General features: G+C 61.8%; 22 protein-coding genes and 2 pseudogenes. 17 read left to right on the forward strand and 7 right to left on the reverse strand.

Features of this window, described 5'->3' with window-relative positions; genetic code table 11:
• The first annotated feature begins 2 nt into the window (after nucleotides 1-2).
• A complete protein-coding gene (locus RS887_RS11055) occupies nucleotides 3-866 on the forward strand; it encodes a LysR family transcriptional regulator (RefSeq protein WP_322615413.1) in 864 nt (287 codons plus the stop codon).
• A gap of 104 nt (nucleotides 867-970) precedes the next feature.
• Here the strand turns inward: RS887_RS11055 and yegQ are convergent, their stop codons facing one another.
• Complete coding sequence (yegQ, locus tag RS887_RS11060; protein WP_322615414.1) at nucleotides 971-2,296, reverse strand: tRNA 5-hydroxyuridine modification protein YegQ; 1,326 nt, start codon at nucleotides 2,294-2,296, stop codon at nucleotides 971-973.
• A gap of 159 nt (nucleotides 2,297-2,455) precedes the next feature.
• On the opposite strand from yegQ, the gene RS887_RS11065 reads away from it, so the two are divergent.
• Complete coding sequence (locus RS887_RS11065; protein WP_322615415.1) at nucleotides 2,456-3,517, forward strand: AI-2E family transporter; 1,062 nt, start codon at nucleotides 2,456-2,458, stop codon at nucleotides 3,515-3,517.
• Here the strand turns inward: RS887_RS11065 and RS887_RS11070 are convergent.
• From RS887_RS11070 to RS887_RS11080, 3 genes are all read right to left on the reverse strand, one after another.
• A complete protein-coding gene (locus tag RS887_RS11070) occupies nucleotides 3,514-3,705 on the reverse strand; it encodes a hypothetical protein (RefSeq protein WP_322615416.1) in 192 nt (63 codons plus the stop codon). The two genes, RS887_RS11065 and RS887_RS11070, sit on opposite strands and share 4 nt — an antisense overlap.
• A 115-nt stretch (nucleotides 3,706-3,820) precedes the next feature.
• Nucleotides 3,821-4,015, reverse strand: a complete 195-nt coding sequence (locus tag RS887_RS11075) for a hypothetical protein (protein WP_085718913.1) — start codon at nucleotides 4,013-4,015, stop codon at nucleotides 3,821-3,823.
• A 234-nt stretch (nucleotides 4,016-4,249) separates the two neighbouring features.
• Nucleotides 4,250-4,615 carry a hypothetical protein gene (locus tag RS887_RS11080; RefSeq protein ID WP_008022243.1) on the reverse strand — a complete coding sequence of 122 codons (366 nt, stop codon included), beginning with the start codon at nucleotides 4,613-4,615 and terminating at the stop codon, nucleotides 4,250-4,252.
• A 245-nt stretch (nucleotides 4,616-4,860) separates the two neighbouring features.
• On the opposite strand from RS887_RS11080, the gene RS887_RS11085 reads away from it, so the two are divergent.
• Together RS887_RS11085 and RS887_RS11090 are read left to right on the forward strand one after the other, a co-directional pair.
• Nucleotides 4,861-5,679, forward strand: coding sequence for a shikimate 5-dehydrogenase (locus RS887_RS11085; RefSeq protein WP_322615417.1), 819 nt, complete (start codon nucleotides 4,861-4,863; stop codon nucleotides 5,677-5,679).
• An 8-nt stretch (nucleotides 5,680-5,687) separates the two neighbouring features.
• A complete protein-coding gene (locus RS887_RS11090) occupies nucleotides 5,688-6,206 on the forward strand; it encodes a cupin domain-containing protein (protein ID WP_322615418.1) in 519 nt (172 codons plus the stop codon).
• A gap of 460 nt (nucleotides 6,207-6,666) precedes the next feature.
• On the opposite strand, the gene RS887_RS11095 is transcribed toward RS887_RS11090, so the two are convergent.
• A complete protein-coding gene (locus RS887_RS11095; RefSeq protein ID WP_322615419.1) occupies nucleotides 6,667-7,311 on the reverse strand; it encodes a YceH family protein in 645 nt (214 codons plus the stop codon).
• A gap of 305 nt (nucleotides 7,312-7,616) precedes the next feature.
• Here RS887_RS11095 and RS887_RS11100 point away from each other — a divergent pair.
• The 10 genes and pseudogenes from RS887_RS11100 (at nucleotide 7,617) to RS887_RS11145 (ending at nucleotide 15,868) form a co-directional block, all read left to right on the forward strand.
• Nucleotides 7,617-8,356 (forward strand): annotated as a pseudogene (locus RS887_RS11100) (glycosyltransferase family 2 protein).
• A complete protein-coding gene (locus RS887_RS11105; protein WP_322615420.1) occupies nucleotides 8,353-8,631 on the forward strand; it encodes a lipid-A-disaccharide synthase N-terminal domain-containing protein in 279 nt (92 codons plus the stop codon). Before RS887_RS11100 ends, RS887_RS11105 begins: the two are co-directional and overlap by 4 nt.
• Nucleotides 8,632-8,634: 3 nt before the next feature.
• A complete protein-coding gene (locus RS887_RS11110) occupies nucleotides 8,635-10,044 on the forward strand; it encodes a glycosyltransferase family 39 protein (protein WP_322615421.1) in 1,410 nt (469 codons plus the stop codon).
• Between the two features lie 150 nt (nucleotides 10,045-10,194).
• The gene (locus RS887_RS11115; RefSeq protein ID WP_322615422.1) at nucleotides 10,195-11,367 is read left to right on the forward strand and encodes an acyl-CoA dehydrogenase family protein; all 1,173 of its coding nucleotides are present in this window, start codon (nucleotides 10,195-10,197) and stop codon (nucleotides 11,365-11,367) included.
• Nucleotides 11,364-12,557: an acyl-CoA dehydrogenase family protein gene (locus RS887_RS11120; protein WP_322615423.1), complete on the forward strand. Its 1,194-nt coding sequence runs from the start codon at nucleotides 11,364-11,366 to the stop codon at nucleotides 12,555-12,557. The genes RS887_RS11115 and RS887_RS11120 overlap by 4 nt, the downstream gene beginning before the upstream one ends.
• Before the next feature lie 13 nt (nucleotides 12,558-12,570).
• The gene (locus RS887_RS11125; protein ID WP_322615424.1) at nucleotides 12,571-13,353 is read left to right on the forward strand and encodes an SDR family oxidoreductase; all 783 of its coding nucleotides are present in this window, start codon (nucleotides 12,571-12,573) and stop codon (nucleotides 13,351-13,353) included.
• A 2-nt stretch (nucleotides 13,354-13,355) separates the two neighbouring features.
• Nucleotides 13,356-13,814, forward strand: coding sequence for a MaoC family dehydratase (locus tag RS887_RS11130; RefSeq protein WP_322615425.1), 459 nt, complete (start codon nucleotides 13,356-13,358; stop codon nucleotides 13,812-13,814).
• Between the two features lie 30 nt (nucleotides 13,815-13,844).
• The gene (locus RS887_RS11135; protein WP_322615426.1) at nucleotides 13,845-15,047 is read left to right on the forward strand and encodes an acetyl-CoA C-acyltransferase; all 1,203 of its coding nucleotides are present in this window, start codon (nucleotides 13,845-13,847) and stop codon (nucleotides 15,045-15,047) included.
• Nucleotides 15,048-15,437 (forward strand): steroid Delta-isomerase, encoded by a 390-nt coding sequence (locus tag RS887_RS11140; RefSeq protein WP_322615427.1) that lies wholly within the window; start codon nucleotides 15,048-15,050, stop codon nucleotides 15,435-15,437. It abuts the gene before it with no gap.
• On the forward strand, nucleotides 15,434-15,868 hold the full coding sequence (locus RS887_RS11145) for a nuclear transport factor 2 family protein (RefSeq protein WP_322615428.1): 435 nt from the start codon (nucleotides 15,434-15,436) through the stop codon (nucleotides 15,866-15,868). Before RS887_RS11140 ends, RS887_RS11145 begins: the two co-directional genes overlap by 4 nt.
• 303 nt (nucleotides 15,869-16,171) lie before the next feature.
• Here RS887_RS11145 and RS887_RS11150 read toward each other — a convergent pair whose 3' ends face one another.
• Nucleotides 16,172-16,651: an SRPBCC family protein gene (locus RS887_RS11150; RefSeq protein ID WP_322615429.1), complete on the reverse strand. Its 480-nt coding sequence runs from the start codon at nucleotides 16,649-16,651 to the stop codon at nucleotides 16,172-16,174.
• Nucleotides 16,652-16,757: 106 nt separating this feature from the next.
• Nucleotides 16,758-17,528: an SDR family oxidoreductase gene (locus tag RS887_RS11155; protein WP_322615430.1), complete on the reverse strand. Its 771-nt coding sequence runs from the start codon at nucleotides 17,526-17,528 to the stop codon at nucleotides 16,758-16,760.
• Nucleotides 17,529-17,802: 274 nt separating this feature from the next.
• Between RS887_RS11155 and RS887_RS11160 the strand changes: the two genes are divergently transcribed.
• The 3 genes and pseudogenes from RS887_RS11160 to RS887_RS11170 form a co-directional block, all read left to right on the forward strand.
• Nucleotides 17,803-18,645: an alpha/beta fold hydrolase gene (locus RS887_RS11160; protein ID WP_322615431.1), complete on the forward strand. Its 843-nt coding sequence runs from the start codon at nucleotides 17,803-17,805 to the stop codon at nucleotides 18,643-18,645.
• The gene (locus tag RS887_RS11165; protein WP_322615432.1) at nucleotides 18,642-19,433 is read left to right on the forward strand and encodes a fumarylacetoacetate hydrolase family protein; all 792 of its coding nucleotides are present in this window, start codon (nucleotides 18,642-18,644) and stop codon (nucleotides 19,431-19,433) included. The genes RS887_RS11160 and RS887_RS11165 overlap by 4 nt, the downstream gene beginning before the upstream one ends.
• 25 nt (nucleotides 19,434-19,458) lie before the next feature.
• A pseudogene (locus tag RS887_RS11170) lies at nucleotides 19,459-20,358 on the forward strand (acetaldehyde dehydrogenase (acetylating)); the annotation flags it as partial.
• Between the last annotated feature and the right edge of the window lie 7 nt (nucleotides 20,359-20,365).

The following is a 20,365-nucleotide window of genomic DNA, read 5'->3' on the forward strand; positions in this document are numbered from 1 at the left end:
GTATGGAGCTGGCACAGATTCGCATGTTCAAGACCGTGGCCGAGGTCGGCAGCATCGCCCGTGCAGCCGAGCTGTTGCATTGCGTGCCGTCGAACATCACGGCACGGATCAAGGCCCTTGAGGCCGAACTGGGTGTCGCGCTGTTTCTGCGCGAGGGGCGAGGGCTGCGCATCAGCCCATCGGGGCAGACCTTCCTGGCCTACGCCCTGAAAATTCTCGCCCTCACCGCCGAGGCCAAACGCGCGGTCGACCCTTCGGCCGAACCCTCTGGACCGTTGCGCATCGGGGCCATCGAGTCGTCGGCCACCGGGCGTCTGCCGCGTCTGCTGGCGAAATTTCACAAGCGTTTCCCGCAGGTAGCGCTGGAGCTGACCACCGGCACTTGGGCCCAGTTGCTCGACGACACGCTCAATCACAAGCTCGACGGCGCAATCGTGGCGGTGGATGTCGAGCGTTCGCACCTCAAACGCACACCGATGTACCGCGAAGATTTGCTGCTGATCGCCTCGACATCCCTGGGGCCGCTGCGCGACGTGACGGACCTGCATGACAAGACCATGTTCCTTTGGCCCCAGGGTTGTCCGTACCGGGCGGCGATGGAGCATTGGTTATTGCGCAACGGGTTGTCGTTGCCGATTGTCAGCCTGGCCAGCTATGGCGCGATTGTCGGTTGTGTCAGCGCCGGTGCTGGTGTGGCGCTGGTGACAAAGGGGGTATTCGATCAATACGCCAAGGGCGCCGGGTGCGTGGCGTTTGAGTTTCCCGAATTGACGGCAATCGAGAGCCTGTTTTACTGGCATGAAAACGCCGGGGTTCACCCGGCGCGTGAGGCGTTTGTGGCGATGCTCCGCGAGGAGTTCGCGTAACGCGGTACCTGTGGGAGCGGGCTTGGTCGCGAAGGGGGGCGGCACATTCAAAGTCAATGTTGCCTGACACACCGCCTTCGCGAGCAAGCACGCTCCCACAGGGATTACGGCATGCTGATATCTCTCATTAGCAGGCCAAAATTCAAATCCACCGCATCCGGTATCGGCAAATACACCGTGTGCCCGTCGCCCGGTGCAACGTCGATCGCTTCACCCCTGGCGTTTTGCAACTGATGCAGATCGAAGTGGAAGTTGCCTTTGGGCGTCATCAGTTCCATGTGGTCGCCCAGGCCGAAGCGGTTCTTCACCTTGACCTCGGCCAGTCGATCCTGCCGTCGCCCGGTCAATTCACCGACAAACTGCTGCCGCTCCGACACTGAACTGCCGTTCTGGTAGTTCTGGTACTCGTCATGCACGTGTCGGCGCAGAAAACCTTCGGTGTAGCCGCGCTGGGCGAGGGATTCCAGGTCGGTCATCAGGCCTCGGTCGAAGACCCGGCCTGCCACCGCATCGTCGATGGCCCGGCGATAAACCTGGGTGGTGCGCGCGCAGTAAAAGTGGGATTTGGTCCGGCCTTCGATTTTCAGGGAATGCACGCCCATGTGCGTCAGGCGTTCGACGTGCTGCACGGCGCGCAGGTCCTTGGCGTTCATGATGTAAGTGCCGTGCTCGTCCTCGAAGGCGGGCATCTGTTCGCCGGGACGATTGGCTTCCTGCAGCAGGAACACCTGATCGGTGGGCGCGCCGATGCCCAGGGTCGGTGCGGGTTCGAATGTCTGGACGATCTCGCCGAGCTGGTTTTCCGTGGCCGGCTGCGCCGAGTATTTCCAGCGACAGGCGTTGGTGCAGGTGCCCTGATTGGCATCGCGCCGGTTCATGTAGCCCGACAGCAGGCAACGCCCGGAATAGGCCATGCACAATGCACCGTGCACGAACACTTCCAGTTCCATGGCAGGTACTTGCTGGCGAATCTCGGCGATTTCCTCCAGCGACAGCTCCCGCGACAGGATGATCCGGCTCAAGCCTTGCTGCTGCCAGAACTCGACACTGGCCCAGTTCACCGTATTGGCCTGCACCGAAAGGTGGATCGGCATCAGCGGATAGTGCCGGCGCACCAGCATGATCAGGCCGGGGTCGGACATGATCAGCGCATCCGGGGCCATGGCGATCACCGGTTCAAGGTCCTTGAGGAAGGTCTTGAGCTTGGCGTTGTGCGGCGCGATGTTCACCACCACGTAGAAGCGCTTGCCCTGAGCCTGTGCTTCGCGAATGCCAAGGGCCAGGTTGGCGTGGTCGAATTCGTTGTTACGCACCCGCAGGCTGTAGCGCGGTTGGCCGGCGTACACGGCATCGGCGCCGTAAGCGAAGGCGTAACGCATGTTTTTCAGGGTGCCGGCGGGGGCGAGCAGTTCTGGCGCAGTGAGGTTCATGGCGGTGTCGGTCGCAAAGCCGGCTAGGGTAAATGCACCGTGCCAGGGGTTTATTGACCTGGATCTATGCTTGCTCAACAAAACGACGGCACTCGCGCGAGCCGCAGCGGACTAAACATCAGGGCGGAAGTTTTTCGTCCTGGCTGGCACGGAACGGACATGAACGAAACAACCCCGCAAGACAAATCGCTGACGGTTTTGCTGGTGCTGGTGAGCGCTGCCTTCATCTGGATCCTGCTGCCGTTTTACGGGGCGGTGTTCTGGGCGGTGATCCTCGGCATCGTCTTTGCTCCTCTGCAGCGGCGGCTGCAACTGAAGTTCGGCTGGCAACGCAACCTCACGGCGCTGTGCACATTGAGCATTTGCCTGGTGATTGCGATTCTGCCGGTGATCATCACCAGCGCCTTGCTGGTTCAGGAGGGGGCGTCACTCTACAAAAGCGTCGAGAGCGGCGAACTCGACATTGCCGGGCACGTATTGCAGTTCAAGCACAGCCTGCCGCCGTATTTCCAGCATCTGCTGGATCGTTTCGGCGTGGGCGAGTTGAACGGGCTGCGAGAGAAAATCGTCAAGAGCGCGATGACCGGCGGGCAGGTGCTGGCCTCTCAGGTGTTCAATTTCGGCCAGGGCACGTTCGAGTTCGTCGTCAGTTTTTTCATCATGCTGTATCTACTGTTCTTCTTCCTGCGCGACGGTGCGGAACTGGCGCGCAAAGTGCGTGCGGCGGTGCCATTGCAGGAACAGCAGAAACGCCGTTTGCAGCTCAAGTTCAATCGTGTGGTGCGGGCCACGGTGAAGGGCAACCTGTTGGTGGCCATCACGCAAGGCGCACTGGGCGGTCTGATTTTCTGGTTTCTGGATATTCCCAGCGTATTGCTCTGGGCAGTGTTGATGGCGTTTCTGTCACTGCTGCCGGCGGTGGGGGCGGGAATAGTCTGGGCGCCGGTGGCGGCGTTTTTCCTGCTCACCGGGGCGATCTGGCAGGGCGTGGTGCTGGGGCTGTTCGGGATCTTCGTGATCGGGCTGGTGGATAACGTGCTTCGACCGATTCTGGTGGGCAAGGACACCAGGATGCCGGATTACATGGTCCTGATCTCGACCCTCGGCGGCCTGGCGATTTTCGGGCTGAACGGCTTTGTCATCGGCCCGTTGATTGCGGCCCTGTTCATGTCGAGCTGGGACATTTTCATCGAGACCAAACCGCGGGTGCAGTTGCCTTAGGCGCTGAGCCTGCCGGACTGGCCGCTGCCGATGCGTTGTGACAGCTCCTGGGCGGCGGGCAGCGAAGTGAGCGGGCCGCTGATCTGCACGCCGTCCTGCACCAGATACCAGCAGGCGAGCATGCCCAGCTCTCTGAGCTGTGCGGGGACGGCGCTGCCGATAACGGACATGATCTGAACCTTGGACATGATAAGTACCTCCATCAATCTGTGGAGTTACTTTAAGGTCCGGGTGCCTCGAGGGGTAATCAACGCTTTCGATAGTGGTCATTGATGCCAGCGGGGGCAAACGACCGTCGGTCGGTCAGTTGACCACCTGATCGAGCATATGAACCACTTCCTGCTCGTTGAGCAGGCCCTTGCGCACCAGGTTTTGCGTCAGCAGCGAGAGAAACTTGGCGCTGCGATGACCTTCCAGGTGCTTGAGTTCGGTCAGTGCGTTGTAGACCTTGCTGGAGGTGCACAGACCGACGATGCGGTGCGGGTTTTGCGTTGGCATGTGGTCGTCCTTGTTGTTATCAACCTGTTATCGACGGACAGCCCCGAGCTTGCGGAACTGTCATGATAAAAATATGACCGTTTTTCGCCGCACGGCAGAAAACGGGTCGGTCCATCTTGCCAATTTCCACCACGCGCACTGTCCCGATAGCGACCTTGGCGAGATTTTTCCAGACTTGCACCGACAAACGGGCATAAAAAAGCCCCGCTGTTTCAGCGGGGCTTGACGAGTCCGTTACCAGCGGCCGTAGTGATGGCCGTAGTAGCCACGAGGAGGGCCGTAGTAGCCACGGGGTGGGCCGTAATAAACCGGAGCAGGGCCGTAGTAGATCGGTTGCTGCACGTAGACCGGAGCCGGCTGGTAGTAAACCGGAGGCGGTGGTGCGTAATAAGCCGGCGCGGGCTGGTAGTAGACCGGTTGCGGTGCGACATAGACCGGTCGGTTCGCGTTGATCAGGGCCGAACCGACAATGGCAGTACCGACAATCGCGCCAAACACCGCCGGGCCTTGCCAGTAATTACCACCACCATGGGCTTGCGCCTGTCCTGCGATAGCAAGGGCGCCGATCAGCAAGGCTACTGTGGGGACTTTACGGATCATGATAGCTCCTCGGTTCTTCAGCCCGGCGCTTGTGTCTGCAATAGACCCAAGGATTGTCGCGGGGATACTTCTAAGACAGCGTTTTTCTGAAAAACAGCACGGCCGTTGGGTAAATTTTGTGTAAGGTCTGTACCGACTTTTTTACCGACCTGTTCAAGCCCTTGCGCACAGGCTTATATGATCGATCAGAACCCGATGGGGGCTAATCCCGTCCATCCGAAAAGTGCATTTGAAGGAGCTTCCCCATGCAGATGAACCCCAACAAAGACACCCAGCTATGCATGTCCCTTTCAGGACGTCCCGGGAACTTTGGTCTGCGTTTTCATAATCATCTGTATGAGCAGCTGGACCTGAATTTTTACTACAAGGCCTTTGCCAGCCAGGACCTTTCGGGTGCCGTTGCCGGCATTCGCGCCCTGCGGATTCGTGGCTGTGGTGTGTCGATGCCGTTCAAGGAAGCTTGCATTGCCCTGGTGGATGAACTCGACGCATCTGCCGCCGCCATTCAATCGATCAACACCATCGTCAACACCGACGGTCATCTCAAGGCTTACAACACCGATTACATCGCCGTTGCCCAGTTGCTGGAAAAACACCAGGTGCCCAAGGACTCGACCTTTGCCTTGCGCGGCAGCGGCGGTATGGCCAAGGCCGTGGCGAGCGCCTTGCGCGATGGCGGGTATGAACACGGCCTGATCGTGGCCCGCAACGAGCGCGCCGGGCAGGCGCTGGCGCAGTCGTTGGGGTATGAGTGGCAAGCCGAGCTGGGCAATCGTCGCCCGCAGATGCTGGTCAACGTCACCCCGATCGGCATGGCGGGAGGACCGGAGGCCGATCAACTGGCCTTTGAACCTGACGTGATCGAAAAAGCGGAAACTGTGTTCGATGTGGTGGCGATTCCCTCGGAAACACCGTTGATCGTGCGTGCGCGTGCCGAAGGCAAGCGGGTCATCACCGGTCTGGAAGTGATCGCGATCCAGGCACTGGAGCAATTTGTGCTCTATACCGGCGTACGGCCGACAGACGAGCAATTCCACAAGGCAGTAGCGTTTGCCCGCAGCTAGGAGGTTCCATGCATCCCCCCATTCTCAATCTGGATTCGGTCGAGCTTGAACCGCTGCCCGAAGCGTTTGCGCCGACGGGTGAAACCGCCGGTCGCTATCAACAGCGCCTGGCCCGTGTCGGTCAGCAACTGGGGGCGCAAAAGCTGGGTTACCGTTTGTATGTGCTGGAGCCGGGCATGCGCGGCAGCCCGTTTCACAGTCATCGGGTCAATGAGGAAATGTTCTACGTCGTCGCCGGGCAAGGGGAAGTCCGCCTGGGAGCCGAACGCTTTCCAATCCGCGCCGGTGATGTGATCGCCTGCCCACCGGGCGGGCCTGAAAAGGCGCACCAGATCATCAATACCAGCAACGGCGAGTTGCGCTACCTGGCTGTCAGCACCCAGCAATCGCCGGAGATCTGTGAATACCCCGATTCCGGCAAATATGCCGTGATGGATGACTTCAAGGTGGATGCCGAGGGTAATGCCTCGGGATTTGTTGCGGTGGCCCGGCAGATCGATGGGGTGGATTACTGGGACGGCGAGTAGGCTCAGGCACCGTCATATCCCTGTAGGAGCGAGCTTGCTCCGGGCGGCGTTCCGACGATGGACGTCAACGATAACGCGTGCTGTCTGAATGAGCGCGTCGTCTGGACGTTTTTCGCGAGCAAGCTCGCTCCCACAGGTTTCGTGCCAATCACAAATGCCAGTCAGTCCACGACCCACTGTGGGAGCGGGCTTGCCCGCGAAAGCGTCGGCACATCCAGAGTTGGTGTGACTGGCAGTCCGCCTTCGTCGGAATGCCGCCCGGAGCAAGCCCGCTCCCACAGGTTTTGTGTCAATCACAAATGCCGATCAGTTCACGACCCACTGTGGGAGCGAGCTTGCTCGCGATGGACTTCAACGATAACGCGTGCTGTCTGAATGAGCGCGTCGTCTGGACGTCCATCGCGAGCAGTCGAGCGTCGACCGGCTGCTCCTACAGGTTTTGTACAGGCAATCATCCCGGCTATTCGAGCCGCGCCAAACGCTCTTCCAGCTCCGCAATCCGCGCTTCCAGTTCTTCGATCCGTTCAACCGAAACCCCGCCACTGCCACGCTCGGCCGGGTTGTTCCGTGCCGCCAGGATCGCCTCGATATCCGCCGGGTCGCCCAAGGCGTGGGTATAGCGGTCTTCGCGCTGGCCGGCCTGACGCGGAATCAGCACGGCCAGGCCCCGGGCAATCAGGCGTTCGAGTTGATGCAGAACCTGTTCGGCATCTTCGAATTCATGCATGCGGCCGCTGCGGGTCAGCAGTTCATTGACGGTCTGCGGGCCGCGCAGGAACATCAGCCCGGTCAGGATGACCTGCGCCGGCACCAGTTCCAGAGCCTTGTCGACCTTGTGCTCCCAGCGGTCGGCGCGGCTGCCCATCACTAGTCTGGCGAAGCCGCGTCCTTCGAGGACGCGCAGGCTCTGGCCGACCTGGCCTTGTGTGAGGTTCATCACCGGCTCGCGGCTGGTTTTCTGGTTGCAGGCAATCACCAGGGCATTGAGGGTCAGGGGATAGGTTTCCGGGCTGGTGGCCTGTTTCTCGATCAACGAGCCCAGGATGCGGATTTCCGTGGTATTGAGCCGTGGCTCATCGAAAGTCGTCTCTTGCTCAGCGCTCATGGTTCTGCGTCCTTACCCGATTCATGTTTTTCACTTGCGTGGGTGCACTTTAGATGGGCAGGCGCCAAGCGCAACAGAATTCATTGCGTCATCAGAGCAAAGATGACAAAAAGTGTATGAAATATTAACGCCATTTTTACAATTGGCCGGGCACCGTATGCGGGGTCGCGCGCGAGCGCGTCCATAGGGCGGGGTATTGTTGGCGTCATCGCCCTGAATAGCTGAATCCTGCATCGAGTCGGCCGGTGTACTACACCTTCATTCGCCTCTGATAAAAGAAATTCAATAAAGGCGAGAGTGACTCCATGAGCCAAGACATTTTTGTATCCGTACTGATTCCCGCCAAAAACGAAGCGAACAACCTCAAGCCATTGCTTGAGGAAATCCGCGTGGCACTGGCCGATGAGGCTTATGAAATCATCGTGGTCGACGATGGCAGCACCGACTCGACCCTGCAGGAGTTGCGGCAAATGCGCCACGACGGCCTGGACACCTTGCGCATCCTCCATCACGAGCGGTCGCTGGGGCAGAGCACCTCGCTGTACCACGCGGCACGGGAGGCGCGCGGGCAGTGGCTGGCGACCCTCGATGGCGACGGCCAGAACGACCCGGCGGACATTCCCGGCATGCTGGCGCTGGTGCGCGGCGAACCGGGCCAGGTCGATGTGCAGCTGGTTGCCGGGCACCGGGTCAATCGCCGCGACACCGCGAGCAAACGCTACGCCTCGCGTTTCGCCAACAACCTGCGTCGGCGCCTGCTCAAGGATGCCACCCCGGACACCGGTTGCGGCCTGAAGCTGATCGAGCGCGCGGCGTTCCTGCGCCTGCCGTACTTCGACCACATGCATCGCTATATTCCGGCGCTGATCCAGCGCCATAACGGACGTATGATCGTGCACCCGGTCAACCACCGGCGCGCACGGCCGGGGTGTCGAAATACGGCAACATCGACCGCGCGTTGGTCGGCATTCTCGATTTGTTCGGGGTCTGGTGGCTGATCAAGCGCACACGGCTGAACACCGTTGCCCAGGAGATAGAAGGATGAATCTCTCCCGCGAAGCCTTGTGGCTGATCGTCGGTTTTGTCGGCCAGATCGCCTTTACCGGGCGCTTTGTCCTACAGTGGCTGTACAGCGAGTGCAAGAAGCGCAGCGTGATCCCGGTGAGCTTCTGGTACCTGAGCATCGTCGGCAGCACCCTGCTGCTCGCCTATGCCATTTACCGTGAGGATCCGGTGTTCATCGCCGGGCAAGCCTTTGGCTCCCTCGTCTATTTTCGCAACCTGCAATTGATTGCCAAAAGCAGAAGCCTGAAGGAGTAGGTCATGCGCGGATCGTTATCGACCCGAAATATTACGTTGCTCGTGGCTATCGCGATGGCGTTGCTGTTTTTCTGGGGGCTGGGCAGCGTGCCGTTCCTTAGTGTCAACGAGGCCCGCCGCGCCGTTACCGTGCGCGAAATGCGCGAGGCAGGCAGCTGGCTGCTGCCTTATATGAACGGCGACTTGTACTTGTCCAAGCCGCCGTTTTTCTATTGGGCCGGCCTGGTTTCAACGGCGGTGCTGGGCAGTTTGTCCGAGTGGAGCGTGCGTCTGCCTTCGGCGCTGGCCGCTGCCTTGTGCTGTGTTGGCACCTATCTGTACGGCGTTCGGCAGGCGGGGCGGCAGGTCGGTTTGTTCGCCGTGGTGTTCCTGGCCGCAAACGGTGCCTTCAGCCTGTTCGCACGGCGTTCGGAAATCGAGATGCTGTTGACCCTGCTGTGCTTCGGCGCACTGCTGGCGGCCTGGCAGCTCATCTTCCAGCAAGGTCGGGTTTTCTGGAGTCGGTTGAGTTACGTGCTGCTGGGTTGCGCGCTGCTGACCAAAGGGCCGGTGTGCCTGTTGTGGGTGACGGCTCCGATCCTGGCCTATGCCTTGATCTACCGCGATGCCCGGGCCAAGGCTTATCTGTGCGACGGCTGGGGCTGGCTGATTGCCGTTGTGCTGGGCGGTTCCTGGTACGTGGCAGTGTCGGTGAATCAGGGCTGGGGGATCTGGGCGTCGATCATCAGCGAAGACATCGTGAGAAAGATCGACGGGCAGGGCGCCGAAGCCTGGTACGCGTACCTGTTGTACCTTGCCGGTGATTTCTTTCCGTTCTGGCTGATCGTGTTCGTACAGCCGCGCAAGTTCTGGGCAATGATCCGCGCGCGCCGCGAGGCCGGCATGCTGCTGTGCTGCAGCCTGTTGCCACTGGTGGTGTTCTCCCTGTTCACCGAAAAGCATGGCAAGTACCTGTTGCCGGTTTATCCGTCGATGGCGCTGCTGCTGGCGATGCACTGGACGGCGATGCTCGATGAGCTGAAGGGGCGCTGGCGTACGGTCCTGGCCGTTGTGCCCTACGTGATGCTGGCCGGGTTTGTGGTGTTCTACATGTTCGTCGAGGCGCGGGTGTTGTCGCACCGGGTCGACGGTCTTGAGCAGGTTGCCACCCTGGCCGGCGGGCAGCCGGGTCAGAAGGCCTATACCCTCGGTGAGCCGGATATCCGCCTGGTCTATTACATGGGCCGGCCGGTGGCACCGCTGACGGTGGCGCAGTTGCAGTCCGAGTCCCGTCCGGCGGGGCTGCTGTTTGTGCAGGCACCCCTCGCACCGGAATTGCAGAACCTGGCGTCATGCCAGGTCGGAGAAATCAGCCCGTACCTGAACCCGCGCCGTTCGGCTCTGCTCCTGCGTATGGGGGGCGACTGCCGCTGATCGGCTTCCCGGCCGAACACACACGCCAGCACATCACCCGTTCGGACTAGGCAGGGCTAACGATTCTGCCGCGTCCGGCCGGCGCCAAACTTCAGGCTCAAAGGGGTGTTGCGCAACGCGCGCCCCGCCAAACGAGCAGAAGGCGCCGCGATGGAGTTTGCATTCAGCGACGAACAGGAAATGATCCGCGCATCGGCCGAGGGCTTCCTCGCCGATGTCTCGGATTCTGCCGCCGTGCGCGTGGCAATGGCCAGCGAACGGGGTTTTGACGAGACCCTCTGGCAGCGTCTGTGCCAGGACATGTACTGGCCAGCCATTCATATCCCCGAAACCTATGGTGGCCTCGGCCTCGGCTTTGTCGAACTGGCGATCCTGCTGGAACAGATGGGCCGGCGTTTGCTGTGCTCACCGTTTTTCGCCACCGCCTGCATGGCCACGCCTGCGCTGTTGCTGGCCGCCAATGATGAACAGAAGCAGCGCTGGTTGCCGTCGATTGCCGACGGCAGCGTGACCGCGACCCTGGCGTTCAGCAGTGCCAACGGCTGGTCGGCCGACGATGTCCAGGCCACGGTAGTGGCCGAAGGCGATGGGTTCGTTCTCGACGGCACCCTCAAGCATGTGCTCGACGGGCACGGCGCTGACCTTCTGGTCATTGCCGCACGACAACCCGGTTCGACCGGCGAGGCGGGCATCAGCCTGTTTGCCGTGAACGCCGAGCGGGCCGGCATCGAGCGGCAAATGCTGCCGACCATGGACCAGACCCGGCGCCAGGCGCGGGTCCAGCTCAAGGGCCTGTACCTTGAGGCTGATGCGCTGCTGGGTGAATTCGGTAACGGCTGGTCGCACCTTGAGCGAGTCCTGCAACTGGCCTGCATCGGCTTGGCTGCCGAGCAGACCGGCGGCGCGCAGCAGGTGCTCGATCTCAGCGTGGCCTACATGCAGGAACGCCAGCAGTTCGGTCGCCCGATCGCCAGTTTCCAGGCCCTCAAACACCGTGCCGCCGACATGATGCTGCAAGTCGAATGCGCCCGTTCGGCCAGTTATTACGCCGCGTGCGTGGCCCAGGAAGTTCTCGATCCCCAGGGTGATCCCCAAGTCGCGGCAGAATTGCCGCTGGCAGCAGCGCTGGCCAAGGCGCAGTGCTCTGAAACCTATTTCTCCTGCGCATCGGAGTCGATCCAGTTGCACGGCGGCGTTGGTTTCACCTGGGAATACGACCCGCACCTCTACTTCAAGCGCGCCCGCGCCAGCGAGAGTTTCCTCGGGCTACCGGCCTGGCATCGCGAGCGCATTGCTTCGGTGATTCTGGGAGAGCAGCCATGAAAATCAGTTTCAGCGAGCAGGACGAACGCTTCCGCCGGGAAGTCGCCGACTGGATGAACGCCAACCTTTGCGGTGAGTTCGAGGCCCTGCGTTTTCGCGGTGGTCCGGGCGACGAGCACATGTTTCCCGAGGAGCGCAAAGCTTGGGAACGCAAACTCGCCGAGGGTGGCTGGACCTGCGTCGGCTGGGCGCCGGAGCATGGTGGGCGTGGCCTTTCGATCACCCAGCAAGTGATTTTCCACGAGGAATATGCCCGCGCCGGCGGCCCCGGCCGCATGGGCCATATCGGCGAAGGGCTAGCGGGGCCGACCATTGCCGCGTTCGGCACGCTCGACCAGCAACAGCGCTTTTTGCCGGGGATCGTCAGCGGTACGTCGTTCTGGTGTCAGGGCTATTCAGAGCCGGGTGCCGGTTCCGACCTGGCCAACGTCAAGACCCGCGCAACGCTGGATGAGGCGACCGGCCAATGGCTGATCAACGGGCAAAAAGTCTGGACCTCCCTGGCCCACGAATCGGATTGGTGCTTTGTCATCGCCCGCACCGAACCGGGCAGCGTCGGCCATCGTGGCCTGTCGTTCCTGCTAGTACCGATGGCCCAGGCGGAAATCACCGTACGGCCCATCGAACAACTGACCGGCACCTCGGAATTCAACGAAGTGTTCTTCGACGATGCCCGCACTGACGCCGCCAACATCATCGGCGCGCCGGGCGAAGGCTGGAAGATCGCCATGGCGCTGCTCGGCTTCGAGCGGGGTGTCTCGACCCTCGGCCAGCAGATGCAGTTTCAGAACGAACTCAACGAGATCATCGCCATCGCCAAGTCCAATGGCGCAGACCGCGATCCGATCCTGCGTCAGCGCCTGGCCGAGGCCTGGAGCGGGCTGCGGATCATGCGCTACAACTCGCTGCGCATGCTCTCGGGCAGCCAGGACGGCTCGCTGCGCAAAGAGGCGACCATCTACAAGCTGTTCTGGTCGACCTGGCACGCCAGCCTCGGCAAGTTGGCGATGGACGTCCTCGGCGCCGAGGCGGAATTGCTCGAAGCCGCGCCTTACCAACTGACCCGTTTGCAGTCGCTGTACCTGTTCAGCCGCGCCGACACCCTCTACGGCGGCAGCAACGAAATCCAGCGCAACATCATCGCCGAGCGTGCCCTGGGCATGCCTAAAGAGCCGCGTCCGCGCGCCTGAAAGGAGAGAGTTCATGTCTGTACCTCAATATGTTGAAGGTCGCGGCCTGCTGCGCGGCAAGTCGGTGCTGATCACCGCGGCGGCGGGTGCCGGGATCGGTTTTTCCGCCGCTGTGCGTGCTGCCGAAGAAGGTTGCCGCGCGCTGATGATCAGCGATATCCATGAAGGCCGGTTGGCCGAGGCGGTGCTGAAAATCCGTGAAACCACCGGGTTGCAACAGGTCTTCGGCCAGGTCTGCAACGTCGCCGACGAAGCCCAGGTGCAACAACTGATTGCCTGCGCCGAACGTGACCTGCAAGGCGTCGACGTGTTGATCAACAATGCCGGTCTTGGCGGCTCGCGCTTGCTGGTAGAGATGGGCGACGAGGAGTGGAACCGGGTGCTGGATGTGACGCTCACCGGCACCATGCGCATGACCCGTGCCATGCTGCCGAAAATGATGGAGCGGCGTGCCGGGGTCATCGTCAACAACGCCTCGGTGCTGGGCTGGCGCGCGCAGAAAGAACAGTCGCACTACGCCGCCGCCAAGGCCGGCGTCATGGCATTGACCCGCTGCGCAGCCGTCGAGGCGGCTGACTACGGCATCCGCATCAACGCGGTCAGCCCGAGCATTGCCCTGCACGATTTCCTGCGCAGATCCGCGCCTCAGGCGGTGCTCGATCAACTCGCTGCCAACGAAGCCTTCGGCCGCGCTGCCGAAGTCTGGGAAGTGGCCAACGTGATGATGTTCCTGGCCAGCGACTACAGCTCCTACATGACCGGCGAAGTGTTGTCGGTGTCCAGCCAGAGGGCGTGACCATGCCACGTATTTTCGACACGCCGATGGCCTTGTTCGACGCCGTGGGCGAATCGCTTGGCGCCAGCGACTGGCTGTTGCTGGAACAGGACCGCATCGACCGGTTCGCCGATGCCACCGGCGATCATCAGTGGATTCACGTCGATCCGGTCAAGGCCGCCAGCGGCCCGTTTGGCGCCTGTATTGCCCATGGCTACCTGAGCCTGTCACTGGTCAATCTGTTCTTGCCGCAGATCGTCGAAGTCCGTGGCCTGGCCATGGGCGTCAATTACGGCTGTGAGCGGGTGCGTTTCCCCTCGGTGGTGCGCGTCGGCTCGCGGGTGCGCGGCAGTGCGCAACTGATCGCGGTCGAGGAAGTGAAGGGCGGCGTACAGGCGACCATCCGCGTCAGCGTCGAGATCGACGGCGAGGAGCGTCCCGGCTGCGTGGTCGACACCATCAGCCGCTATTACCCGGCGTAAACCGGCCAGCAGAATTTCGAGGAAATGAACATGAAAGAAGCCGTCATCGTTTCGACCGCCCGTACTCCGATCGGCAAAGCCTTTCGCGGTGCGTTCAATGACACCGAAGCGCCGCATCTGGGCGGCCACGTGGTGCGCGAAGCCGTGCGCCGTGCCGGCATAGAGCCGGGTGAAGTGGACGACGTGATCATCGGCTCCGCGGCGCAGCAGGGTACGCAGTCCTATAACCTGGGGCGCCTGTGCGCGATTGCCGGCGGCTTGCCGGCATCGGTTGCCGGGATGGCCGTCGAGCGCCAGTGCTCGTCGGGCCTGATGAGTATCGCCATGGCCGCCAAAGGCATCATGTGCGACGAAATCGACATCGCCGTGGCCGGCGGCCTGGAGTCGATTTCCCTGGTGCAGAACAAGCACAAGAACCTGTATCGCAACCAGTCGGGTTCGGTGATCGAGCTGGATCCGCACGCCTACATCCCGATGATCGAAACCGCCGAGATCGTCTCCGCACGCTATGGCATCTCCCGCGACGAGCAGGACGAATACAGCTACCAGAGCCAGCTGCGTACCGCCCAGGCGCAGAGCGCCGGGCGATTCGACCGCGAACTGGCGCCGCTGACCAGCCGCCAGATGATCGTCGACAAGGCCACGGGCGAAACCCGCCATGAATCCGTCACCTTGCTGCGCGACGAGTGCAACCGCATCGACACCACCCTGCAAAGCCTGAAAGCGCTGGAGCCGGTGTGGCCGGGTGGTCAGTGGAGTGAAAAGGGTCGTTTCATTACCGCTGGCAATGCCTCGCAGCTGTCCGACGGCGCATCGGCTTCGGTACTGATGAGCGCAAAAATGGCCGAGAAGCGCGGTCTGGAACCGCTGGGGATCTATCGCGGCATGGCCGTCGCCGGCTGCAATTCCGACGAGATGGGCATTGGCCCGATCTACGCCATTCCCAAGCTGCTCAAGCGCCACGGCCTGACCATGGACCACATCGGCCTCTGGGAGTTGAACGAAGCGTTCGCCTGTCAGGTGCTGTACTGCCGCGACACCCTGGGCATTCCCGCCGAGCGGTTGAATGTCAACGGTGGGGCGATTTCCATCGGCCACCCGTTCGGCATGTCCGGGGCGCGGATGGTTGGCCACGCGTTGGTCGAAGGCCAGCGTCGCGGTTTGCGTTATGTGGTGGTGAGCATGTGCATCGGTGGCGGCATGGGCGCCGCAGCCTTGTTCGAGGTGGTCTGAATGATCAGCGCACAACAAATCCAAGTGACAATGGCGCGTTATGTGGAGCTGGTGGATGTCGGCGATATCGATGGCATCCTCGCGCTCTACGCCAAAGACGCCAGCGTTGAAGACCCGGTAGGCCAGGCGCCGTTGCAGGGCATCGACGCCATCGCGCGTTTTTACCGTGAAGGACTGGGGGCGATGAAAGTCTCGGCCACGTTGACCGGCCCGGTCCGGGCGACCCTCAATGGCTGCGGAGCGATGCCGTTCCGGGTTGATATGGTATGGGGCGGGCAACCGTGCTCGCTGCATGTGATCGACGTGATGGAGTTCGATGCCGACGGCAAGATTCGCTCGATGAAAGCCTTCTGGAGTGAGGCCAACGTGACCCCGCGAGGTGCCGCGTGAGCCTGGAGCAGCGGATCGCCCGCCTGGAAGCGCTGGAGGACATCCACCAGCTCAAGCATCGCTACCTCAATGCCTGCGATCTCAAGCAGGTGGGGGTGATTGCCGACTGTTTTGCCGAAGGTGAAGTGCTGATCGATTACGGTCCTTTGGGGATCTTTCGCGAGCGCGACAGTTTTGTCGCGCTGTACCGCGAACTGGCCTGCCACGATCGGGTGATCGACCTGCATCACGGCGCCAACCCGGAAATCGAGGTGCTAAGCGAAGATGAAGCCCAGGGCCGTTGGGCCCTGTGGTATTTCAATCTGGATGGCGAGAGCGGGGCGACGCGGCAGTTGGGCGGTTTTTATCAGGACCGATACCAGCGAATCGCCGGACAATGGAAGATCGTCGCCACCTGTTTTACCGCCCACTCGGAGGTAGCGCGTTCCTGAAGGCAGCTCACTCCAGAGGTGGCCCCAGTGGGAGCGAGCCTGCTCGCGATGGCGGCATGTCAGGCAACATCAATGTTGAATGTGCCGGCCTCATCGCGAGCAAGCTCGCTCCCACAGTTTTTGTGGTGACGCCGACATCGCGAGCAAGCCCGCTCCCACAGTTTTTTGTGGTGACGCCGACATCGCGAGTATCCCCAATCTCCGTGGGAGCGGGCTTGCTCGCGAAAGCGGCATGTCAGACGACATTGATGCGGGATGTGCAGCCGTCATCGTGGGCCAACCAGAGCCTGCAAAAAGGATGGGTTACTTGCCTGGAACCATATCGGTATTCTGCGTCCGGCCGGTTTCGTAGTAGGCCTTGAGATTCTCGGCAATCTGTTTCACCACCTTGTTGAAAGCCTTGGCCAGCAACCCATCAAACAGCCTGCCACCGCGCAGGCTGTAACGCATTTGCAGGGTGATGCGGGTCGCGTCGCCTTCGGCTTGCAAGGCATAGCTGAAACTCGCCTCGCGAAACGGAAAGGGCGAGTCATTGCCGCCCTTGTGCAACCGCAGCACGAACCCCGTGCCTTCCTGCCACTGCACCACGCTTTCATCCAGATACTGACAGCCCTTGCGTAATACCCGGCGACTGGCGCCTAGGCCTTCCCGTGGGCCGGGATGAAACTGGCAACCGGTGAGCCCCGGCACATAGTGCGGAGCGAGGCTCAGGTCACGCAGTTTGGCCCATGCGGCTTGTGGCGTGAGGTCGAGCGGGACGCTGTGGCTGGCGATTGCAGGCATCTCGAATTTCTCTTGTTCAATGGAATGGTTAAAAGATCGCAGCCTTCGGCAGCTCCTACAGGTACGGCGTTTACCTTGTGTAGGAGCTGCCGCAGGCTGCGATCTTTCAGGATTGTGCCGCATCGAGAAACGCCGGACGTTCCCCCGCGCCATGCACCGCTATGTCCGCGCCGCTGACATAGCGGGCCAGCTTTGATGCCAGGTACAAACAGGCATCGCCAATATCTTCAGGGTTTGCCAGGCGTTGCAGCGGAATGGTCGCCGCCACCCGGGCAATGCCCGCGTCGTCACCATAATGCATGGCCGCCTGCTCGGTGAGAATCAGCCCGGCGGTCACGGCATTGACCCGCACCTTCGGCGCCCATTCCACCGCCAGCGAGGTGGTCAGGTTCAGCAGGCCGGCCTTGGCCGCGCCATACGCCGCGGTGCCGGGGGAAGGGCGGGTGGCGCTGACGCTGCAAATATTGATGATCGCACCGCCGTCGGCCTGGGCCTGCATCACCTGGTTGGCTTGCTGGCACAGGTTCAGTGGCGCGATCAGATTCAGGCGGATGATCGCTTCGCTGAAACGCGGCGAGGCCGTTGCGGCATCGGCATTCGGCGAGCCGCCGGCGTTGTTGACCAGCACATCGAGGCGGCCGAAGCGCTCGACGATCTGCGCGATCAGGTCTGCGGATTGCTCGACGTCGCGCAGGTCACAGGTCACGAACAACGCCTCGCGCCCGGCGCTGGTGGGCAAGGATTGCGGGGCTTCGCGACCGCAGATCACCACATCGGCGCCACAGTCGAGGAAGCGCTGGCTGATGCCGCGCCCGACGCCTTTGCCGCCGCCGGTGACCAGTACCACTTTGCCGCGAAAGTCCATTGGATCAAGCATGGGGGCCTCGTTTTGTGGGTCGGTAATACTGTCGATGCTAGGTCTGCCGTCCCCGTTGGCCAACGTCCAATGAGACTAGAGATTGTCTGTAGGAGCGAGCCTGCTCGCGATGGACCTGAGAACACCGCGGGGTGTCAGGCATCCAGCGTCATCGTTGGCGTCCATCGCGAGCGAGCTCGCTCCTACAGTACAGGCGCGTAGTCCTGTCGGACGATGTTGATCGCCCGGGCCCTCGGAATAATCCGGCGACAACAACAGGCCGGGAGGACACCTTATGGGCGCTTCAGCGCAAGGGCACTTCGTTACGCTGCCGGATGGTTTGCAGCTGCACTATCTAGACATGAGCGGGCAAGACACCGGCAACGGCGAACCCGTGATTTTCATTCATGGCAGCGGGCCGGGCGCCAGCGGTCACAGCAACTTCAAGCAGAACTACCCTGTGTTCGCCGAAGCAGGCTATCGGGTGATCGTCCCGGATTTGCCGGGCTACGGCGCTTCGGACAAACCTGACGCCCTCTACACCCTGGACTTCTTCGTTGCCGCGCTGAGCGGTCTGCTCGACGCCCTGGATATCCAGCGTTGCATGCTGGTCGGCAACTCCCTGGGCGGCGCGATCTCGATCAAACTGGCCCTCGACCAACCGCAGCGTGTCAGCCGTCTGGTGCTGATGGCCCCCGGTGGCCTGATGGAAAAGGAACAGTATTACCTGCAAATGGAAGGCATCCAGAAAATGGGCGCGGCCTTCGCCAAGGGTGAGCTCAACGATGCGGCGGGCATGCGTCGCCTGTTGGCCCTGCAACTGTTCGATGAAACCCTGATCAGCGACGAGACGGTCAACGAGCGGGTGGCAGTGGTGCAACAGCAACCGGTGTGTGTGCTGTCGACCATGCAGGTGCCGAACATGACCGCGCGCCTGGGCGAGTTGCAGTGCCCGATCCTCGGTTTCTGGGGCATGAACGATAAGTTCTGCCCATCCTCCGGTGCCCGGACCATGCTTGAACACTGCAGCAAAATCCGTTTCGTGATGCTCAGCGAGTGCGGGCATTGGGTCCAGGTCGAGCATCGTGATCTGTTCAACCGCCAGTGCCTGGCATTTCTTCAGGAGGCCCGCGGATGAGCGTGCAATTGCGCCGTGAGTTCGGCGAAGAGCTTTATCAGGCGCTGCTCAGCGGCTCCACCCTGGCGCCGCTGACCGAGCGCTGGCCGTCGATCAGCATTGAAGACGCCTATCACATTTCCCTGTACGCCATTGAGCGTCGGGTGGCGGCCGGTGACCAGATCGTCGGCAAGAAGATCGGCGTGACCTCGGCGGCAGTGCAGCAGATGCTTAACGTGCATCAGCCGGATTTCGGCTTCATCACACGGCAGATGGCGTTCGATGATGACGCGCAGATTTCCCTGGCCGCCAACAAGCTGATCCAGCCCCGCGCCGAGGGCGAGATCGCCTTCAGGCTCAAACATGATCTGGTCGGCCCCGGCATCACCGAAGCCGACGTGCTGGCCGCCACCGAATACGTGATGCCGTGCTTCGAGATCGTCGACTCGCGGATTCACGACTGGCGCATCCGCATACAGGACACCGTGGCCGACAACGCCTCCTGCGGCGTTTTTGTGCTGGGCGACAGCAAGGTCGATCCGCGTGAGCTGGACATGCCCAACTTGCGCATGCGCGTGTTCAAGAATGGCCAACCCCTGAGCGAAGGCCTGGGTTCGGCGGTGCAGGGCAATCCGCTGACCGCCGTGGCCTGGCTGGCCAACACCCTGGGCGCCTTCGGCATTCCGTTCAAGGCCGGGGAAATCATCCTGTCCGGCTCCCTGGTACCGCTGGAACCGGCCCGTGCCGGCGACCGTTTTGAATTGACCATCGACGGCCTGGGCAGTGCCCGGGTGTCTTTCTGCGCCTGACTTTTGGAGTTTGACCGAATGAGCAAAACTCAGAGCGGCCATTATCGGCCCGGGCAATATTGGCACTGATCTGCTGATGAAAATGTGCCGGTCGGAATGGATCGAGCCCGTATGGATGGTCGGCGTCGACCCGCAATCGGAGGGCCTCAAGCGCGCTCGCGAAATGGGCGTGAAGACCACCGCTGATGGCGTCGACGGGCTGCTGCCCCACGTCCTCGACGACGACATTCGTATTGCCTTCGATGCCACTTCGGCTTATGTGCACGCGGAAAACAGCCGCAAGCTCAACGCGCTCGGGGTGATCATGATCGACCTCACGCCGGCGGCCATCGGCCCGTTCTGCGTGCCGCCGGTCAACCTCAAGGAGCACGCGTCGAGCCTGGCGATGAACGTCAACATGGTCACTTGCGGTGGCCAGGCGACCATCCCGATGGTGGCGGCGGTGTCGCGGGTGCAGCCGGTGAGCTACGGCGAAATCGTGGCCACGGTGTCCTCCGGTTCGGTCGGCCCGGGCACGCGGCAGAACATCGACGAGTTCACCCGCACCACGGCCGGTGCGGTGGAGAGGATCGGCGGTGCCCGACGCGGCAAGGCGATCATCGTGATCAACCCGGCCGAGCCGCCGCTGATGATGCGCGACACCATCCACTGCCTGACCGATGACGAGCCGAACCAGGATGCGATCCGCACCTCGGTGCAGGAGATGGTCCGCGAAGTGCAGCGCTATGTGCCCGGCTACAAACTGATCAACGGGCCGGTGTTCGACGGGCGCAAGGTATCGATTTTCATCGAGGTCGAAGGCCTCGGCGATTTCCTGCCCAAGTCCGCCGGCAACCTCGACATCATGACCGCCGCCGGTTTGCGCACGGCCGAGATGTTCGCCGAAGAAGCCCACAAGGGCACCCTGCAACTGCCCGTCCGTTGAGTGGAGT

This window comes from Pseudomonas sp. BIC9C, from assembly GCF_034541995.1.
Taxonomy (GTDB): domain Bacteria; phylum Pseudomonadota; class Gammaproteobacteria; order Pseudomonadales; family Pseudomonadaceae; genus Aquipseudomonas; species Aquipseudomonas fluorescens_CC.

What these genes read in the sequence shown, in the direction of transcription:
- RS887_RS11055 (WP_322615413.1), top strand. Translation starts at nt 3, where the DNA reads ATGGAGCTGGCACAGATTCGCATGTTCAAGACCGTGGCCGAGGTCGGC.
- yegQ (WP_322615414.1), bottom strand. Translation starts at nt 2,296, where the DNA reads ATGAACCTCACTGCGCCAGAACTGCTCGCCCCCGCCGGCACCCTGAAA.
- RS887_RS11065 (WP_322615415.1), top strand. Translation starts at nt 2,456, where the DNA reads ATGAACGAAACAACCCCGCAAGACAAATCGCTGACGGTTTTGCTGGTG.
- RS887_RS11070 (WP_322615416.1), bottom strand. Translation starts at nt 3,705, where the DNA reads ATGTCCAAGGTTCAGATCATGTCCGTTATCGGCAGCGCCGTCCCCGCA.
- RS887_RS11075 (WP_085718913.1), bottom strand. Translation starts at nt 4,015, where the DNA reads ATGCCAACGCAAAACCCGCACCGCATCGTCGGTCTGTGCACCTCCAGC.
- RS887_RS11080 (WP_008022243.1), bottom strand. Translation starts at nt 4,615, where the DNA reads ATGATCCGTAAAGTCCCCACAGTAGCCTTGCTGATCGGCGCCCTTGCT.
- RS887_RS11085 (WP_322615417.1), top strand. Translation starts at nt 4,861, where the DNA reads ATGCAGATGAACCCCAACAAAGACACCCAGCTATGCATGTCCCTTTCA.
- RS887_RS11090 (WP_322615418.1), top strand. Translation starts at nt 5,688, where the DNA reads ATGCATCCCCCCATTCTCAATCTGGATTCGGTCGAGCTTGAACCGCTG.
- RS887_RS11095 (WP_322615419.1), bottom strand. Translation starts at nt 7,311, where the DNA reads ATGAGCGCTGAGCAAGAGACGACTTTCGATGAGCCACGGCTCAATACC.
- RS887_RS11105 (WP_322615420.1), top strand. Translation starts at nt 8,353, where the DNA reads ATGAATCTCTCCCGCGAAGCCTTGTGGCTGATCGTCGGTTTTGTCGGC.
- RS887_RS11110 (WP_322615421.1), top strand. Translation starts at nt 8,635, where the DNA reads ATGCGCGGATCGTTATCGACCCGAAATATTACGTTGCTCGTGGCTATC.
- RS887_RS11115 (WP_322615422.1), top strand. Translation starts at nt 10,195, where the DNA reads ATGGAGTTTGCATTCAGCGACGAACAGGAAATGATCCGCGCATCGGCC.
- RS887_RS11120 (WP_322615423.1), top strand. Translation starts at nt 11,364, where the DNA reads ATGAAAATCAGTTTCAGCGAGCAGGACGAACGCTTCCGCCGGGAAGTC.
- RS887_RS11125 (WP_322615424.1), top strand. Translation starts at nt 12,571, where the DNA reads ATGTCTGTACCTCAATATGTTGAAGGTCGCGGCCTGCTGCGCGGCAAG.
- RS887_RS11130 (WP_322615425.1), top strand. Translation starts at nt 13,356, where the DNA reads ATGCCACGTATTTTCGACACGCCGATGGCCTTGTTCGACGCCGTGGGC.
- RS887_RS11135 (WP_322615426.1), top strand. Translation starts at nt 13,845, where the DNA reads ATGAAAGAAGCCGTCATCGTTTCGACCGCCCGTACTCCGATCGGCAAA.
- RS887_RS11140 (WP_322615427.1), top strand. Translation starts at nt 15,048, where the DNA reads ATGATCAGCGCACAACAAATCCAAGTGACAATGGCGCGTTATGTGGAG.
- RS887_RS11150 (WP_322615429.1), bottom strand. Translation starts at nt 16,651, where the DNA reads ATGCCTGCAATCGCCAGCCACAGCGTCCCGCTCGACCTCACGCCACAA.
- RS887_RS11155 (WP_322615430.1), bottom strand. Translation starts at nt 17,528, where the DNA reads ATGCTTGATCCAATGGACTTTCGCGGCAAAGTGGTACTGGTCACCGGC.
- RS887_RS11160 (WP_322615431.1), top strand. Translation starts at nt 17,803, where the DNA reads ATGGGCGCTTCAGCGCAAGGGCACTTCGTTACGCTGCCGGATGGTTTG.
- RS887_RS11165 (WP_322615432.1), top strand. Translation starts at nt 18,642, where the DNA reads ATGAGCGTGCAATTGCGCCGTGAGTTCGGCGAAGAGCTTTATCAGGCG.